Below are 15998 nucleotides of genomic sequence, written 5' to 3'. Positions count from 1 at the left end.
CCTCTCAAATGACGGTCAGAGATCGGCCGGAAGCGGCTGCTTGAGCCAGGTCTGGGCGTTTTTCTCCAGGCTGCCATCGGTCTTGGCCGTGGCGATGATCTGATTGACCTTTTCCAGCAGCGCGGGCTCGTTCTTGTTCACGCCGACATACACCGGCGAGTCCTTGAGTTTCACTTTCAGCGCCGGGACACGCTTGGGGTTGCGCTCGCTGATGGCGACCATCACCACGTTGCCGCTGGCGATCAGATCCACCTGGCCGGCGAGGTAGGCCGCGATGGTCGAATTATTGTCTTCGAAGCGCTTGATGGTGGTGCCTTCCGGGGCGACCTTGGTCAGTTCGATGTCTTCGATGGCGCCCCGGGTGACGCTGATGGTCTTGCCCTTGAGGTCGTCCAGGCCATTGATGGCGGCCTCGGGTGGGCCGAATACCGCGAGGTAGAACGGCGCGTAGGCGCTGGAAAAATCGATGACCTTCTCGCGTTCCGGGTTCTTGCCCAGGCTTGAGATCACCAGGTCGACCTTGCCGGTGGTCAGGAACGGAATGCGATTGGTACTGTTGACCGGGGTCAGTTCAAGTTTGACCTTGAGCTGGTCGGCCAGCAGCTTGGCAGTATCAATGTCCAGGCCGCGGGGTTTCATGTCCGGGCCTACCGAGCCGAACGGCGGGAAATCCTGGGGCACCGCGACTTTGAGTGTGCCGCGCTTGACCACGTCTTCCAGCCCGTCGGCGTGGGCGGGTAACTGGCAGAGCATCAGGCTGGCAAACAGGACGGTGAGCAGGGCGCTGCAACGCTGGATCATGGCGAATCTCCGCGGTCGGTGATGTGATTTCTGCGTTCGGACAGAGCACAGGCCATGCCAACGCGATTTCAAACCCGCCAAGGCCGCGGATTTGCTGGCGGGGCTCGGTCTGACTGGTCTGAACAGTTGGGTCGTGTTTCGCACCGTTATCGAGCGTCGGTATTGGCCGCCGAACCCTGCTGGGGCACGACTTGCCGGGCGCCGCGAATAGCTTTACAACTAGTCGCTCACTGGCCTGATATACCCGAAAAAACATGAATTCCATCTCCCGTGCCGTTCCCGAAGTGGCCTTGCAAGGCATCCGCAAACTGATCGCCGATGAAGGCTTCGGGCCGGGGGATGCGTTGCCGTCGCAACGGGACCTGGCGCTGCAACTGGGTGTGAGCCGGGCGTCATTGCGCGAGGCACTGTCGTCGTTGAGCGCGTTGGGAATGATCAGCGTGCAGCCAGGCAAAGGGGTCTTCGTACAATCGTCAGTGGAGGTTTCGCACAATGAGTCGACACCGGGCTGGCCGTTCGCGGCCCAGGTCTCGCCACTGGATATCTTCCAGTTGCGCTATGCCCTGGAAGGCTTCGCGGCCGGAATGGCGGCGGTGACGCTGAGCCCCGATGAACTGGATGTGCTGGGCGACAACGTTGAGGCTATGCGCCGGGAACTGAAATCAGGGGATTTCGACGCCGCGGCGCGGCTGGATTTCGAGTTTCACCGGCGGATCCTGCAGGCCAGCGGCAACCAGGCGATGCTGAACATCCTCACCGCCAGCGCAGAGATCTTCCTGGAGAGCCAGAAACTACCGTTCATCAGGGCGGAGCGGGCCATGGAAACCTGGCAGGAACATCGAAAAATCCTCCGGGCGCTGTCTCGGCGAGCCTCTGGCTCCGCCCAGAAAGCCATGCAGGAACATGTCCGTAACGCCGCGCTGCGCACCGGAATCGGCTTCGTCGCCCCGAGTGCTTCATGACCTGAGTCATGTCCAAATGCGTCCGGCGCCATAGCGAGACTCAATCAACAGTGGCTTCCTGAACCCGGGAAGGGCAGCTATGATGGGCCACGTTTTTTTGCTGACAACCCCGGAGATTTCCATGAGCAGCGATCTGATCAAACACGTTACCGACGCTAGCTTCGACGACGAAGTACTCAAGTCCGAAGGCGCGGTACTGGTCGACTATTGGGCTGAGTGGTGCGGTCCCTGCAAGATGATCGCTCCTGTCCTGGACGAAATTGCCGAGACCTACAAGGGCAAGCTGACCGTCGCCAAGCTGAACATCGACGAAAATCAGGAAACCCCGGCCAAGCACGGCGTGCGTGGTATCCCGACGCTGATGCTGTTCAAGAACGGCAACGTCGAGGCCACCAAGGTCGGTGCGCTGTCGAAGTCGCAGCTGGCTGCATTCCTCGACGCCAACATCTAAGCGCCGAATGCCATTGAAAAAGCCCCGCCAATCGCGGGGCTTTTTCGTTATTCGGGGCTAGACGCTCGCAAATCCAGGTGTTACATTCGGCCCCGCACTGGTTTCTCCATTGCCCCCTGCAAGCCGTCGCCGACGCACTCCTTTCGAATAAGTACGCGATCCTGTCGCCTTCTCTGCGGCGCGGCCTCATTAAGCCAAAAGCTTAATTTCCCCTCCATAAATGATTACGTCATTCCTATATGAATCTGACTGAACTCAAGCAAAAGCCGATTACCGAACTGCTCGAATTGGCCGAACAGATGGGCATAGAAAATATGGCCCGTTCGCGCAAGCAGGACGTGATTTTCTCCCTGCTCAAGAAGCACGCGAAGAGCGGCGAGGAAATCTCCGGTGATGGCGTGCTGGAGATTCTCCAGGACGGCTTCGGCTTCCTCCGTTCCGCGGACGCTTCCTACCTCGCCGGCCCGGACGATATCTACGTCTCGCCGAGCCAGATCCGTCGCTTCAACTTGCGCACCGGTGACACCATCGTTGGCAAGATCCGCCCTCCGAAGGAAGGCGAGCGTTACTTCGCGCTGCTCAAGGTCGACACGATCAACTTCGATCGTCCGGAAAACGCGAAGAACAAGATTCTTTTCGAAAACCTGACCCCGCTGTTCCCGACTGTGCGCATGAAGATGGAAGCCGGCAACGGCTCCACTGAAGACCTCACCGGTCGTGTCATCGACCTGTGCGCACCTATCGGCAAAGGCCAGCGTGGCCTGATCGTGGCGCCGCCGAAAGCGGGCAAGACGATCATGCTGCAGAACATCGCGGCCAACATCGCCCGCAACAATCCTGAAGTTCATCTGATCGTGCTGCTGATCGACGAGCGTCCGGAAGAAGTGACGGAGATGCAACGTACCGTACGCGGCGAAGTGGTCGCCTCGACGTTCGACGAGCCGCCGACCCGTCACGTGCAGGTTGCCGAAATGGTGATCGAAAAGGCCAAGCGTCTGGTCGAGCACAAGAAGGACGTAGTCATCCTGCTGGACTCCATTACCCGCCTGGCCCGTGCCTACAACACCGTGATCCCGAGCTCCGGCAAGGTGCTGACCGGTGGTGTCGATGCCCACGCCCTGGAGAAGCCGAAGCGTTTCTTCGGTGCCGCGCGCAACATCGAAGAAGGCGGCTCGCTGACCATCATCGCCACCGCACTGGTTGAAACCGGTTCGAAGATGGACGAAGTGATCTACGAGGAATTCAAGGGCACCGGCAACATGGAGCTGCCCCTGGACCGTCGCATCGCCGAGAAACGCGTGTTCCCGGCCATCAACATCAACCGTTCGGGCACTCGTCGTGAAGAGCTGCTGACGGCCGATGACGAGTTGCAGCGCATGTGGATCCTGCGCAAGCTGCTGCATCCGATGGATGAAGTGGCTGCCATCGAGTTCCTGGTCGATAAATTGAAGACGACCAAGACCAACGATGAGTTCTTCCTGTCGATGAAGCGCAAGTAAATCGATGGGTCCAGCAAAGCCGGGGAAACCCGGCTTTTTGCTATCTGTACATTTCACTATTTCGAACGGTCGGCGTTAAACTCGGGCCCCCGAACGCCACGGTCACCATGAGGCTTTTGCATGCAGTATCGCGATTTACGCGACTTTATCAGCGGTCTGGAGCAGCGCGGCGAACTCAAGCGCATCCAGGTACCGGTGTCTCCTGTGCTGGAAATGACCGAGGTCTGCGACCGCACCCTGCGTGCCAAAGGTCCGGCGTTATTGTTCGAGAACCCAACAGGCTACGACATACCGGTATTGGGCAACCTGTTCGGCACGCCGGAGCGCGTTGCCCTGGGCATGGGCGCCGAGGCTGTCAGCGAGCTGCGCGAGATCGGCAAGCTGCTGGCGTTTCTCAAGGAGCCCGAGCCGCCCAAGGGCCTGAAGGACGCCTGGTCCAAGCTGCCGATTTTCCGCAAGATCATTTCCATGGCACCGAAGGTCGTCAAGGACGCGGTCTGCCAGGAAGTGGTGATCGAGGGTGAGGATGTAGACCTGGCGATGCTGCCGGTGCAGACCTGCTGGCCGGGCGATGTGGGGCCGTTGATCACTTGGGGGCTGACCGTCACCAAAGGCCCGAACAAAGACCGCCAGAACCTCGGTATCTATCGCCAGCAGGTGATTGGCCGCAACAAGGTCATCATGCGCTGGCTGAGCCACCGTGGCGGTGCGCTGGACTATCGCGAGTGGTGCGAAAAGCATCCCGGCCAGCCTTTCCCTGTTTCCGTGGCCCTGGGCGCGGACCCGGCAACCATTCTCGGCGCCGTTACGCCAGTGCCGGACAGCCTCTCTGAATACGCGTTCGCCGGCCTGCTGCGTGGCAACCGTACCGAGTTGGTGAAATGCCGCGGCAACGACCTGCAGGTTCCGGCCACCGCCGAGATCATCCTCGAAGGCGTGATCCATCCCGGCGAAATGGCCGATGAAGGTCCGTACGGCGATCACACCGGCTACTACAACGAAGTCGACAGTTTCCCGGTGTTCACCGTCGAGCGCATCACCCATCGGATCAAACCGATCTACCACAGCACCTACACTGGCCGTCCGCCCGATGAGCCGGCCATTCTCGGTGTGGCGCTGAACGAAGTCTTCGTGCCTATCCTGCAGAAGCAGTTTCCGGAAATCACTGATTTCTATCTGCCACCGGAGGGTTGTTCCTACCGTATGGCCGTGGTGACCATGAAGAAGTCGTATCCAGGGCATGCCAAGCGGGTGATGCTGGGGGTCTGGTCGTTTCTGCGACAGTTCATGTACACCAAGTTCGTTATCGTCACTGACGACGATATCAATGCACGGGACTGGAACGACGTGATCTGGGCCATCACCACGCGCATGGATCCCAAGCGCGACACGGTGATGATTGAGAACACGCCGATCGACTACCTCGACTTCGCTTCGCCGGTCTCCGGCCTGGGGTCGAAGATGGGACTCGATGCCACGCATAAATGGCCCGGTGAAACCACCCGTGAGTGGGGCCGGGTTATCGTCAAGGATGAAGCCGTTACCCAACGGATCGATGCCATTTGGAATCAGTTAGGAATAGATTGATGCGTGTGACCTTGCAGCCGTCCGGCGCGGTGCTGGAGATACAGCCCGCCGAGCGAATTCTCGATGGTGCGCGGCGCCTGGGCTATGAATGCCCGCAAAGCTGCCGCAACGGCAACTGCCATGTCTGTGGGGCGTTGCTGGTGGAAGGCCGCGTGGAGCAGGCAGGTGAGGTGCGTGATCACGGAGAGATCTTCACCTGCATCGCAGAGCCCCTGGAGGACTGTGTGGTGTTGTGGGATGGGGTGCTGGCGCCGGGCGAGTTGCCGGTGCGTCGCCTGGCGTGCCAGGTCACCGGGTGCGCCGATGTGGGTGGGGATGTCTGGCGGGTCAGTCTGCGTGCGCCGGCGGGCAAGCCGCCGCGTTATCACGCGGGGCAGTATCTGATGGTCGAGCGGGAGAATGGCGATAAGTCGGCTTTCTCCCTGGCTTCGGCGCCGCATTCGGGGCGCGATCTGCAATTGCATGTATTGGTGCGCGAAAACAGTGCGAAGGCGCTGCTGGAGCAACTGCAACGCAACCCCAACGTTCATGTCGAAATGCCTTTCGGCGATACTCACTTGTCCGAATTGCCCGATGGCCCCTTGGTGTTGATCGCCGCCGGCACCGGCATGGCGCAGATGCACAGCCTGATCGAGCACTGCCGGGCAGCAGGCTTCAAGCATCCGGTACATCTCTATTGGGGCGTGCGGCGACCGGACGATTTCTATGAAATCGAGCATTGGGAAGAGTGGAAAAAACTGCCGAATCTGTTCCTGCACAAGGTCGTCAGCGACCTGTGTGGTTGGGAAGGGCGCTGTGGCATGCTCCACGAAGCGGTATGCGAGGACATCAGCGACCTGTCGGGTGTGCACGTCTACGCCAGCGGCTCACCGGCCATGATCTATGCCACCCTCGACGCGCTGGTGGAAGCCGGGATGGACGCCCACCAGATGCGCGCCGACGTGTTTGCCTACGCACCTCGTGCCTGAGCCTTGATCTTGAACGATTCTGGATGGCGTTTTTTTTGTGGCGAGGGGATTTATCCCCGCTGGGCTGCGTAGCAGCCCCATCAATTTATCTGACCCACCGAGCGCTCAGGTTTTAGGGCTGCTACGCAGCCCAACGGGGATAAATCCCCTCGCCACAGGTGTTTTCCAGTGCCATAGGTGTCAGTGGCATCCAACTTGCCTGGGTTCTGACAAGCGTCAGTCCCATGACGCGTGCCTATCCATTTTCCGATCCTCGCGAGGAGCCTTCCGCTACCGGCCATGACCGCTATCGAAACCGCCATTAGCTGCGCCCTGTATCCGCCACGACTCGACCTGGGCGCGCAATTGACCCGAGAGCAATTGCTCGCCTCGATGCAATCGACCATGAGCCTTCACCAGGGCGGTCCGGTCTGGCTGTTCGCCTACGGCTCGTTGATCTGGCGGCCGGAGTGCACGGCAGTGGAACGGATGCGGGGGCGGGTCCATGGCTATCATCGCGGCTTGTACCTGTGGTCCCACGAGCATCGCGGTACGCCGGAATTGCCGGGGCTGGTGTTCGGACTGGACCGCGGTGGGTCATGCAGCGGTTTCGCCTACCGATTGCCGGAGGAGAATCTCGAGGACTCGTTGTTCGCCTTGTGGCAGCGGGAAATGCCCGTTCCGTCCTATCGCCCGCACTGGCTCAGTTGCCGCCTTGAGAATGGCAACCGCGTGCAAGCCTTGGGCTTTGTGCTGGAGCGTCACCTGCCCAGCTATGCCGGCAATCTGCCGGACCATGTTCTGAGCCAGGTGTTTGAAAGTGCCTGCGGGCGTTTCGGCACCACTCGCGATTATGTCGAGCAGACCATACACGCCCTGCGTAGCCACGCCATCCCGGATCGGAATCTGGAGGCGCGGCTCAAGCGTTGCAGTTCAGCCCTCGATCAGGCCACCGCTTCGCGGCTCTGACTGCTGACTTGCTTGTGCCCCAGGGTCGGGGCGAGGAAAGCCATGGCCAGCAGGCATGCGGCGATCAGCAGGATAAAGCCGCCGTTCCAGCCGAAGTAGTCCACCGTGTAACCCATCAAGGCGCTGGCTGCGACTGAACCACCCAGATAACCGAAAAGACCGGTAAAACCGGCAGCGGTACCGGCCGCTTTCTTGGGCACGAGCTCCAGTGCCTGCAGGCCCACCAGCATTACCGGGCCATAGATCAGGAAGCCGATCGCGAACAGCGAGATCATGTCGACCATTGGGTTGCCCGGTGGATTCAGCCAATACACCAGGGTCGCTACCGTTACCAGCGCCATGAACACCATGCCCGTCAGGCCACGGTTGCCACGGAAGATCTTGTCTGACATCCAGCCGCACAGCAGCGTACCGGGAATCCCTGCCCATTCGTAAAGGAAGTAAGCCCAGGACGTCTTGTCGAAGTCGAAGTGCTTGACCTCCTTGAGGTAGGTCGGCGCCCAGTCCAGGATTCCGTAGCGCAGCAAATAGACGAAGACGTTGGCCAGTGCGATTAACCAGAGCATTTTATTGCGCAGCACGTATTTGACGAAGATTTCCTTGGCGCTGAATTCGTTCTCGTGACTGGCATCGTAGCCTTCCGGATAATCGTCCTTGTACTTCTCGATGGGCGGCAATCCCGTTGATTGCGGGGTATCGCGCATGACAATGAAAGCAAATGCAGCCACCAGCAAGGCCACGGCAGCCGGTACATAGAACTTGCTGTGCCAGTCGTTGAACCACCCCATGCCGAGGATCGCCAGCGGACCGATCAGGCCACCGCCGACGTTATGCGCAGTGTTCCATACCGAAACCACTCCGCCGCGTTCTTTCTGCGACCACCAGTGCACCATGGTCCGCCCGCTCGGCGGCCACCCCATGCCTTGTGCCCAACCGTTGATAAACAACAGGATGAACATTATGGCCACGCTGGACGTCGCCCACGGTGCGAAACCGAAAACGAACATCACCGCGGCGGACATCACCAGGCCAAAGGGCAGGAAGTAGCGGGGGTTGGAGCGGTCGGACACGATGCCCATCAGAAATTTGGAAAGACCGTAGGCGATCGCAATTGCCGACACCGCCACGCCGAGCTGGCCTTTTGTATAGCCTTGGGCAATCAGGTCCGGGAATGCCAGGGTGAAGTTCTTGCGTAGCAGGTAGTAACCCGCATACCCAATGAAGATCCCGGCGAAAATCTGCCAACGAAGGCGTCGGTAGGTGCTGTCTATTTTTTCTTCAGGCAGGGGTGCCTGGTGTGCGGCAGGACGAAAGAAAGCAAACATTCAAGGACTCCGGTTTCTTGTTATGGCTGCGAATGCGAATGTTACAGTTTCGTTACCGAAAATAGCATCGCTTGTTTTGCGCTGCACAGGGGAAATGTTGCCGGAGAGATGTTCATAAACGAACGCGTCGCCGAGGCATAAGCGGGCGACGTCGTGGGTCTTGGCGCTGCAAGCGCTTCGATACTATGGAGTCGCGGCCTCGACGCCATGGGCGTCGGGGCCGCATCAATGCAGTCAACGCACCTGCACAACCACCTTTCCAACCGCCTTGCGCTGGGCGAGGTCGTTGATGGCCTGGGCGGCGTTGTCCAGTGGATACAGCTGCGAGACCAGCGGCTTGAGCCTGCCTTCGGCAAACCAGCCGAACAGTTGCTGGAAGTTGGCGGCGTTGTCCTGGGGTTGGCGCTGGGCAAAGGAGCCCCAGAACACGCCCACCACAGCAGCGCCTTTGAGCAGGGCCAGGTTCACCGGCAGCTCGGGAATGCGCCCGCTGGCGAAGCCGACCACCAGCAGCCGGCCATTCCAGGCGATGGAGCGGATGGCCTGGTCGAAGAGATCGCCGCCCACCGGATCGTAGATGACATCCGCGCCCTGGCCGTCGGTGAGGCGTTTGATCTCGTCTTTCAGGCTGGTTTCGCTGTAGTTGATCAGTTCATCGGCGCCGGCTGCCTTGGCCACAGCAAGCTTTTGCGCGCTGCTGGCGGCGGCGATCACCCGTGCGCCCATGGCTTTGCCTATCTCCACCGCCGCCAGGCCTACGCCGCCTGAGGCGCCGAGCACCAGCAGGGTCTCGCCTGGTTGCAGGTTGGCCCGCTGCTTGAGGGCATGCATCGAGGTGCCGTAGGTCATGCTGAAGGCCGCGGCGGTGTTGAAGTCCATGGACGCTGGGATCGGCAGTACGTTGTAGCCTGGCACCGCGACCTGTTCGGCAAAGCTGCCCCAGCCGGTCAGCGCCATCACCCGGTCACCGACCTTGAGGTGGCTGACCCTCTCACCCACTTCCCTGACGACTCCCGCCGCTTCACCGCCGGGAGAAAACGGGAAGGGCGGTTTGAATTGATATTTGCCCTCGATGATCAGCGTGTCGGGGAAATTCACCCCCGCGGCGTATACGTCCAGCAGCACTTCGTTCTTCTTCGCAACGGGGCTGGCGACGTCTTCCAGCACCAGCGACTCGGCGGGGCCGAATTCTTTGCACAGCACGGCTTTCATCAGGGCTATTCCTTTGGGAGTGATGGCCGATAAGTGTAGGTGTGAGAGTCAACGGGTCAACGAGCATGCCCCGCCCTGATAGCCGGCCATAAGCTTGTGCTTGAACGGCGGGTCGGTATGCTGGGCCGCAAAACCGGATGAGGAGTCGAATGTGAAAGCGTGGATCGTATTGATGTTGGCCCTGCTGCTGCCTGCGGCAGTGATGGCCGAAGAAGCCAAGGAAGCAAAAGAAGGTGAGGCCCCGAAGGTCAGCTATATCACCCTGAGCCCGCCCTTCGTGGGCAACTACGGTCTGGATGGCTCGGCGAAACTCAGGGTCTACAAAGCCGACGTGGCCTTGCGCGTGACCGGCGATGCCGCTGCAGCTGCAGTGAAGGCCAACGAACCGCTGATTCGCAATCAGTTGGTTGCGCTGTTCGCCCAGCAGACCACCGAAACCATGAACAACCTTGAGGCCAAGGAAAAGTTGCGCCAGGAAGCGTTGAAGCAGACCCAGCAGGTGATGAACGACGAAACCGGCAAGCCGATGGTGGATGATCTGTTGTTCAACAACCTGATCATCCAGTAAGTCTTGTGCTGTTTGGGCGGGCCTCATCGCGAGCAGGCTCGCACAGGGGATCTTATTGAATGGAGATCCGGCGTGGAGCCAGCTCGCGATGGCGGACCGAGGGGGGGCGATAGCGCTAGGGTTTCAGCGCCATCACCGCTGCCCACTGCTCCGCAGTCACCGGCATCACCGACAGGCGCGAGCCCTTCTGCACCAGCGGCATTTCGGCCAGGGTGGTTTGCTGTTTGAGATAGTCGAGTTTCAGCACGCGGGAGAAGGTTTCGACATGGGCGACGTCGATCGCGGTCCAGGGGTTTTTATCCGGACTGGCCTTCGGGTCGAAGTAGTGGCTGTCGGACTCCAGCGCCGTGGGGTCCGGGTAGGCCGTCCTGACAATTTTCCCGATCCCGGCAATCCCTGGTTCCGGACAGCTCGAGTGATAGAAAAAGAAACTGTCACCTTGCGCCATGGCCCGCAGGAAATTGCGCGCCTGGTAGTTACGGACCCCGTCCCAGCGGGCCTGACCGAGCTTTTCCAGGCCTTGGATGGACAATTCGTCGGGCTCGGATTTCATCAGCCAATAGGCCATGACTGTTACTCCTGGGCGATGTGCTAAAAATAGTTCAGCGATTTTATGACAAACCGACAGTCGGTTGACGCCAGCGTTTGCGTGACGGTCAAGGTTGTCGCAAAATGCCGGCCTTCCAAGCTTGACGCTGCTGCACGGCCAATAAGAAAACCGCTGCTGTCATCGTGTGTGATATGCCTTGAGGGGGGCAATCGATGAAACGCAAACCGGATTTGTTGTGGATTCTGGTCATTCTGTTCGGACTGGGTGTTGTAACCACGGGGTACGCCCAGAGCCTGTGGGCCAGCAAGACCGAGGCGCCGATGGATGTCACCCAACCCGCGCCATCGCTTAAACGCTGAAACCGTCTTCCGGGCGCCGCCGATTTTCGCGGCGCCTACTCTGCGATATACCAATGCCTGTCACTGACCGTTCCTTGCAGCGGTACGTCCCAGCTCGCCTGCGCCAGTCTTTCGACTTTCTGGCATTCATGGGCCAGCCCCAGCAACGTTGGCTTGCGCCATAGTTTGCGTCGCGCCAGATACGCCAGGCTGCGGTCATAGAACCCGCCTCCCATGCCGAGGCGGCCGCCCACATCGTCGAACCCCACCAGTGGCAGCAACACCAGGTCCAATGTCCAGACCTTGCGTTGCCGGGCGACATCGATCCGTGGTTCGAGAATCCGAAAGCGATTGGGGTGCAGTTGTTCCCCAGGGCGGATGCGTTGGAAAACCATCTTGGTCCGTGGCCACGGGCTGAGCACCGGCAGGTAAGTGGCCTTGCCCCGGCGCTGGGCTGCGCGCAGCAGCAATCGAGGGTCGATCTCGCCATCGTTGGGCAGGTACAGCGCGATGTGTCTCGCGCGGCGGAACATTGGATGCTGGGCCAGTTGCCGGTAGAGCCCTTGAGCGGCTTGTCGTTGTTGGGCGGGCGTCAGGGCGCGACGGGCCTGGCGCAGCAGGCGCCGAAGTTGGGGGCGGGGCAGCAACGCGGGTTCGGACATGGTCGATGCTTCGAGTCTGGCTGGGATGACACAGCGTAACCGCAAACGATCCAGTCAGAAATGCCTGTGCCAGACACGACAATGCCAGTCCTGGAGACTGGCATTGTCTGGAAAATCAGGCTCCCCGGATGAACCGCTGCCGGCTTAGCCCTTGAACCCGAGAGTTCAAGGTGGAAGTTGCAGGAGGCGTTAAGGCTTTCCGTCAAGCGGACATGCACACCGGCCCCAACGTGCAACCCCCGTGGTTGTGCGTATCGGCTCAGGGACATCACCAGCTGGCAAGCACCCCAGGGAGTGACGCAAGTATACCCCAGGCAGCTCCGCGAATCAGCCCTTGCTGACGTCCGGATCGGTGGCCAACACCAGATCCACCCGTTCCAGCAGGTCGCGCACCTGTTCACGGGTCGATCCGCTGACCTGCACATCCGGCGTATCCTGGCGATGCAGCAGGTCATGGGTGATGTTCAAGGCAGCCATTACGGCGATGCGGTCGGCGCCGATGACTTTGCCGCTGCTGCGGATCTCGCGCATCTTGCCGTCCAGGTAACGGGCGGCGCTCACCAGGTTGCTGCGCTCTTCCTGGGGGCAGATGATCGAATATTCTTTGTCGAGGATCTGCACGGTAACGCTATTGCTTGAACTCATGAGTCTTGCTCCAGGGCCTTGAGGCGCGAAATCATCGATTCGACCTTACGCCGGGCGATTTCGTTTTTTTCAATGAGGTGAGCGCGTTCCTCGCGCCAGGTTTTTTCCTGAGCTAGTAAGAGTCCGTTCTGGCTTTTTAGTTGCTCGACCCGGTCAATTAGCAATTCGAGTCTGGCCATCAGCGCTTGCAGGTCGGTGTCTTCCATTGTGTCCACTGAAGATTGTGTCTGATGGGGGAGGTGTGTCGCACAGCCTCTGATAGTCTTGGCGAGTCTGTCGATGTAGGATACAAGGCCTCCATTCTAGACATAGCGCCGTCTGGCGCCTAGCTGCCCATGCCCATTCAGAATTCCCCGTATCAAGCTTTCGCCACCCTGCTGAGCACCAGCGGCCACCCCGTATCGCCTGCCGAATTGCATGGCCTGTTGCTCGGCCGCAGTTGCGCGGGTGCCGGTTTCGACGCCGAAGGCTGGCTGGCCGATGCTGCCGAGCTGCTCGAAGGCGAGCCGGCGGACAACGTCCGCAATGCCCTCATCGGCCTGCAGGAAATGGTCAAGGGCGAGCTGACCAGCGACGACATGACCGTCGTCCTGCTGCTGCCCACCGACGACGCGCCACTGGCCGAGCGCGCCGCTGCCTTGGGCCAGTGGTGCCAGGGCTTCCTCGCCGGCTTTGGGCTGACCCGCCGCGCCTATGCGCTGAGCGCCGAGGCCAACGAGGTATTGCAGGATCTGGCCGCGATCTCGCAGGTCCAGGATGCCCTGGAAGAGTCCGATGACGGCGAAAGCGACTACATGGAAGTGATGGAATACCTGCGGGTCGCGCCGCTGCTGCTGTTCACCGAGACGAAGAAAACCGCCGAGCCAGCGGCCAGACCGTCCTTGCACTGATTGCTTGAAAGGGAACACCGTCTGCCCATGATTCATATCCCGAAATCGGAATACAGCCGTCGCCGCAAGGCCCTGATGGCGCAGATGGAGCCCAACAGCATCGCAATCCTGCCCGCCGCCGCCGTTGCGATCCGCAACCGCGACGTCGAGCATGTCTACCGCCAGGACAGCGACTTTCAGTACCTCAGCGGCTTTCCCGAGCCGCAGGCGGTGATCGTGCTGATGCCCGGCCGGGCCCATGGCGAATACATCCTGTTCTGCCGCGAGCGCAACGCCGAGCGCGAGTTGTGGGACGGCCTGCGCGCCGGTCAGGAAGGCGCGATCCGCGATTATGGTGCCGACGACGCATTCCCCATCACCGATATCGACGACATCCTGCCGGGCCTGATTGAAGGCCGCGACCGGGTGTATTCGGCCATGGGCAGCAATCCGGAATTCGACCGGCACCTGATGGAGTGGATCAACGTGATTCGCTCCAAGGCCAACCTCGGTGCCCAGCCGCCGAACGAATTCGTTGCCCTGGATCACTTGCTGCACGACATGCGCCTGTATAAATCGGCAGCGGAAGTGAAGGTCATGCGTGAAGCGGCGCGGATCTCTGCCCAGGCGCATATCCGGGCGATGCAGGCGGCGCGTCCTGGGCTCTACGAATACAGCCTGGAAGCCGAACTGGATTACGAATTCCGCAAGGGTGGGGCGAAAATGCCGGCCTATGGCTCGATTGTCGCGTCCGGCCGCAATAGCTGCATCCTGCATTACCAGCAGAACGACGCGCTGCTCAAGGATGGCGACCTGGTGCTGATCGACGCCGGTTGTGAAATCGACTGCTACGCCAGTGATATCACCCGCACCTGGCCGGTCAACGGCAGGTTTTCCCCCGAACAGAAGGCAATCTACGAGTTGGTACTGGAGGCCCAGGAAGCGGCGTTTGCCGAGATTGCGCCGGACAAGCACTGGAACCAGGCCCATGAGGCGACGGTCCGGGTCATTACCGGGGGCCTGGTGCGCCTTGGGCTGCTTGAGGGCGAGGTGAACGAGTTGATCGCCAGCGAAGCCTACCGGGCGTTCTACATGCACCGTGCCGGCCACTGGCTGGGCATGGATGTGCATGATGTGGGCGAATACCGGGTCGGCGGTGAATGGCGAGTATTGGAAGTCGGCATGACACTGACCGTGGAACCTGGCATCTACATTGCGCCGAACAACCGCAATGTAGCGAAAAAATGGCGCGGCATTGGCGTGCGCATAGAGGATGACGTGGTAGTGACCAAAAGCGGATGTGAGATCCTGTCCCGAGGTGTACCCAAGACCGTTGCCGAAATCGAGGCCCTGATGGCCGCCGCACGGGAACAAGTGGCATGAGTCGGGTCAATCTGGCGATCATCGGCGGTGGCCTGGTCGGTGCAAGCCTGGCCCTGGCCCTGCAAGCGGGTGCCAAGGCCCGGGGTTGGAAGATCGTCCTGATCGAGCCCTTTGCCCCCGGCCATGCCTGGCAACCGAGCTACGATGCCCGCTCCTCTGCGTTGTCCTTCGGCTCCCGGCAGATCTATCAGCGCCTGGGGCTCTGGCAGGATATTTCCCAGCGTGCCGAGCCCATCAAACAGATCCATGTGTCTGATCGCGGACGGTTTTCCACGGCTCGGCTGTCGGCCAGCGAGGAAGGTGTCCCGGCCTTGGGCTACGTGGTGGAAAACGCCTGGCTTGGCCAGTGCCTGTGGCAGGGCCTGGACAAGGACGTGGTCAGTTGGCGTTGCCCGGCGCAAGTCACTCGGATGGAGCCGCTGGTTGACGGTTATCGCCTGACCCTGGATGACGAAACACTCCTGGAATGCGACCTTGCGGTGCTGGCCGACGGCGGTCGTTCCGGCCTTCGGGAGCAATTGGGTGTCGGTGTGCGCAATCGCCCGTACGACCAGAGCGCGTTGATCGCCAACATCACCCCCAGCGAAGCCCACAACGGCATGGCCTTCGAGCGCTTCACTGATGACGGCCCGATGGCCTTGCTGCCGCTGCCGGAAAACCGCTGTGCTCTGGTCTGGACCCGTCAGGGCATGGATGCGCAGCGGCTGGCGGACCTTGACGAGCGTAGCTTCCTCAGCGAATTGCAGAGTGTGTTCGGCTATCGCCTGGGTGCATTGAAACAGGTGGGCGTACGACATCTGTACCCGTTGGCACTGGTGGAGGCCGAGGAGCAGGTGCGCCCGCATCTGGCAATCCTGGGCAACGCCGCCCACAGTCTGCATCCGATTGCCGGGCAGGGCTTCAACCTGTCGCTGCGCGATGCCCGGGCGCTGGCCGATGCATTGCTGGACAGCGCAAGTGAACCGGGGGATTTTACCGTGCTGCAGGCTTATCGCGAGCGCCAGCGGATGGACCAGGCCTTGACGGTGGGTTTCTCCGACCAGGTCACGCGACTGTTCAGCAGTCGCCTGCCGCTGGTGTCGGTGGCCCGTAACCTCGGTCTGCTCGGTCTCGACGCGTTGCCCCCCGCCAAGCGTTGGTTCGCCCGCCAGGCCATGGGCCTTGGGACCCGACCCGATGTGTAGGCGTGGGGTTGAACATTCTTTTCATGGGCGGCTCATGTCGCCCGCA

General features: G+C 60.7%; 18 protein-coding genes and 1 other RNA gene. 11 read left to right on the top strand and 8 right to left on the bottom strand.

The window, feature by feature from the left end; all coding sequences use genetic code 11:
• Nucleotides 1–15: 15 nt before the first annotated feature.
• A complete protein-coding gene (locus QZH45_RS28905; RefSeq protein WP_024780515.1) occupies nt 16–801 on the bottom strand; it encodes a transporter substrate-binding domain-containing protein in 786 nt (261 codons plus the stop codon).
• A 254-nt stretch (nt 802–1055) separates the two neighbouring features.
• Here QZH45_RS28905 and QZH45_RS28900 point away from each other — a divergent pair, with 254 nt between their 5' ends.
• The 6 genes from QZH45_RS28900 (at nt 1056) to QZH45_RS28875 (ending at nt 7216) form a co-directional block, all read left to right on the top strand.
• Entirely contained in the window at nt 1056–1763 is a 708-nt protein-coding gene (locus QZH45_RS28900; RefSeq protein ID WP_024780514.1) for a FadR/GntR family transcriptional regulator, read from the top strand.
• Between the two features lie 121 nt (nt 1764–1884).
• On the top strand, nt 1885–2214 hold the full coding sequence (trxA, locus tag QZH45_RS28895; RefSeq protein WP_024780513.1) for a thioredoxin TrxA: 330 nt from the start codon (nt 1885–1887) through the stop codon (nt 2212–2214).
• A gap of 239 nt (nt 2215–2453) precedes the next feature.
• Nucleotides 2454–3713, top strand: coding sequence for a transcription termination factor Rho (rho, locus tag QZH45_RS28890; RefSeq protein ID WP_003206716.1), 1260 nt, complete (start codon nt 2454–2456; stop codon nt 3711–3713).
• A 120-nt stretch (nt 3714–3833) separates the two neighbouring features.
• Nucleotides 3834–5300: a 4-hydroxy-3-polyprenylbenzoate decarboxylase gene (gene ubiD, locus QZH45_RS28885; protein WP_024780512.1), complete on the top strand. Its 1467-nt coding sequence runs from the start codon at nt 3834–3836 to the stop codon at nt 5298–5300.
• Entirely contained in the window at nt 5300–6268 is a 969-nt protein-coding gene (locus QZH45_RS28880) for a CDP-6-deoxy-delta-3,4-glucoseen reductase (RefSeq protein WP_024780511.1), read from the top strand. Before ubiD ends, QZH45_RS28880 begins: the two co-directional genes overlap by 1 nt.
• Nucleotides 6269–6547: 279 nt before the next feature.
• A complete protein-coding gene (locus tag QZH45_RS28875; RefSeq protein ID WP_024780510.1) occupies nt 6548–7216 on the top strand; it encodes a gamma-glutamylcyclotransferase in 669 nt (222 codons plus the stop codon).
• Here QZH45_RS28875 and glpT read toward each other — a convergent pair.
• Together glpT and QZH45_RS28865 are read right to left on the bottom strand one after the other, a co-directional pair.
• On the bottom strand, nt 7192–8541 hold the full coding sequence (gene glpT / locus QZH45_RS28870) for a glycerol-3-phosphate transporter (RefSeq protein WP_024780509.1): 1350 nt from the start codon (nt 8539–8541) through the stop codon (nt 7192–7194). The genes QZH45_RS28875 and glpT overlap by 25 nt on opposite strands.
• Before the next feature lie 234 nt (nt 8542–8775).
• Nucleotides 8776–9753, bottom strand: coding sequence for an NADPH:quinone oxidoreductase family protein (locus QZH45_RS28865; RefSeq protein ID WP_024780508.1), 978 nt, complete (start codon nt 9751–9753; stop codon nt 8776–8778).
• A 151-nt stretch (nt 9754–9904) separates the two neighbouring features.
• On the opposite strand from QZH45_RS28865, the gene QZH45_RS28860 reads away from it, so the two are divergent.
• Nucleotides 9905–10321 carry a flagellar basal body-associated protein FliL gene (locus QZH45_RS28860; protein WP_024780507.1) on the top strand — a complete coding sequence of 139 codons (417 nt, stop codon included), beginning with the start codon at nt 9905–9907 and terminating at the stop codon, nt 10319–10321.
• Nucleotides 10322–10436: 115 nt separating this feature from the next.
• Here QZH45_RS28860 and QZH45_RS28855 read toward each other — a convergent pair whose 3' ends face one another.
• Nucleotides 10437–10889 carry an EVE domain-containing protein gene (locus QZH45_RS28855; protein WP_024780506.1) on the bottom strand — a complete coding sequence of 151 codons (453 nt, stop codon included), beginning with the start codon at nt 10887–10889 and terminating at the stop codon, nt 10437–10439.
• 194 nt (nt 10890–11083) lie between these two features.
• On the opposite strand from QZH45_RS28855, the gene QZH45_RS28850 reads away from it, so the two are divergent.
• Nucleotides 11084–11230, top strand: a complete 147-nt coding sequence (locus QZH45_RS28850; protein ID WP_167355720.1) for a hypothetical protein — start codon at nt 11084–11086, stop codon at nt 11228–11230.
• Between the two features lie 35 nt (nt 11231–11265).
• Here QZH45_RS28850 and QZH45_RS28845 read toward each other — a convergent pair whose 3' ends face one another.
• The 4 genes from QZH45_RS28845 to QZH45_RS28830 form a co-directional block, all read right to left on the bottom strand.
• The gene (locus tag QZH45_RS28845) at nt 11266–11871 is read right to left on the bottom strand and encodes a 5-formyltetrahydrofolate cyclo-ligase (RefSeq protein ID WP_053190595.1); all 606 of its coding nucleotides are present in this window, start codon (nt 11869–11871) and stop codon (nt 11266–11268) included.
• Nucleotides 11872–11988: 117 nt separating this feature from the next.
• Nucleotides 11989–12168: non-coding RNA, 6S RNA (ssrS, locus tag QZH45_RS28840), on the bottom strand.
• A 30-nt stretch (nt 12169–12198) separates the two neighbouring features.
• Entirely contained in the window at nt 12199–12516 is a 318-nt protein-coding gene (locus QZH45_RS28835) for a cell division protein ZapA (RefSeq protein ID WP_024780504.1), read from the bottom strand.
• Nucleotides 12513–12722, bottom strand: coding sequence for a TIGR02449 family protein (locus QZH45_RS28830; RefSeq protein ID WP_003177365.1), 210 nt, complete (start codon nt 12720–12722; stop codon nt 12513–12515). Before QZH45_RS28830 ends, QZH45_RS28835 begins: the two co-directional genes overlap by 4 nt.
• A 129-nt stretch (nt 12723–12851) precedes the next feature.
• On the opposite strand from QZH45_RS28830, the gene QZH45_RS28825 reads away from it, so the two are divergent.
• The 3 genes from QZH45_RS28825 to ubiH are packed head-to-tail and all read left to right on the top strand — an operon-like array spanning nt 12852 to nt 15952.
• The gene (locus QZH45_RS28825; RefSeq protein ID WP_024780503.1) at nt 12852–13406 is read left to right on the top strand and encodes a YecA family protein; all 555 of its coding nucleotides are present in this window, start codon (nt 12852–12854) and stop codon (nt 13404–13406) included.
• Nucleotides 13407–13433: 27 nt separating this feature from the next.
• Nucleotides 13434–14768, top strand: a complete 1335-nt coding sequence (pepP, locus tag QZH45_RS28820) for a Xaa-Pro aminopeptidase (protein ID WP_024780502.1) — start codon at nt 13434–13436, stop codon at nt 14766–14768.
• On the top strand, nt 14765–15952 hold the full coding sequence (ubiH, locus tag QZH45_RS28815) for a 2-octaprenyl-6-methoxyphenyl hydroxylase (RefSeq protein ID WP_053190592.1): 1188 nt from the start codon (nt 14765–14767) through the stop codon (nt 15950–15952). The genes pepP and ubiH overlap by 4 nt, the downstream gene beginning before the upstream one ends.
• Nucleotides 15953–15998 lie beyond the last annotated feature (46 nt).

It is taken from the genome of Pseudomonas corrugata (assembly GCF_050920615.1).
In the GTDB taxonomy this organism is placed as follows: Bacteria; Pseudomonadota; Gammaproteobacteria; order Pseudomonadales; family Pseudomonadaceae; genus Aquipseudomonas; species Aquipseudomonas corrugata.
This window is presented reverse-complemented; position numbering and strand designations above follow the sequence as displayed.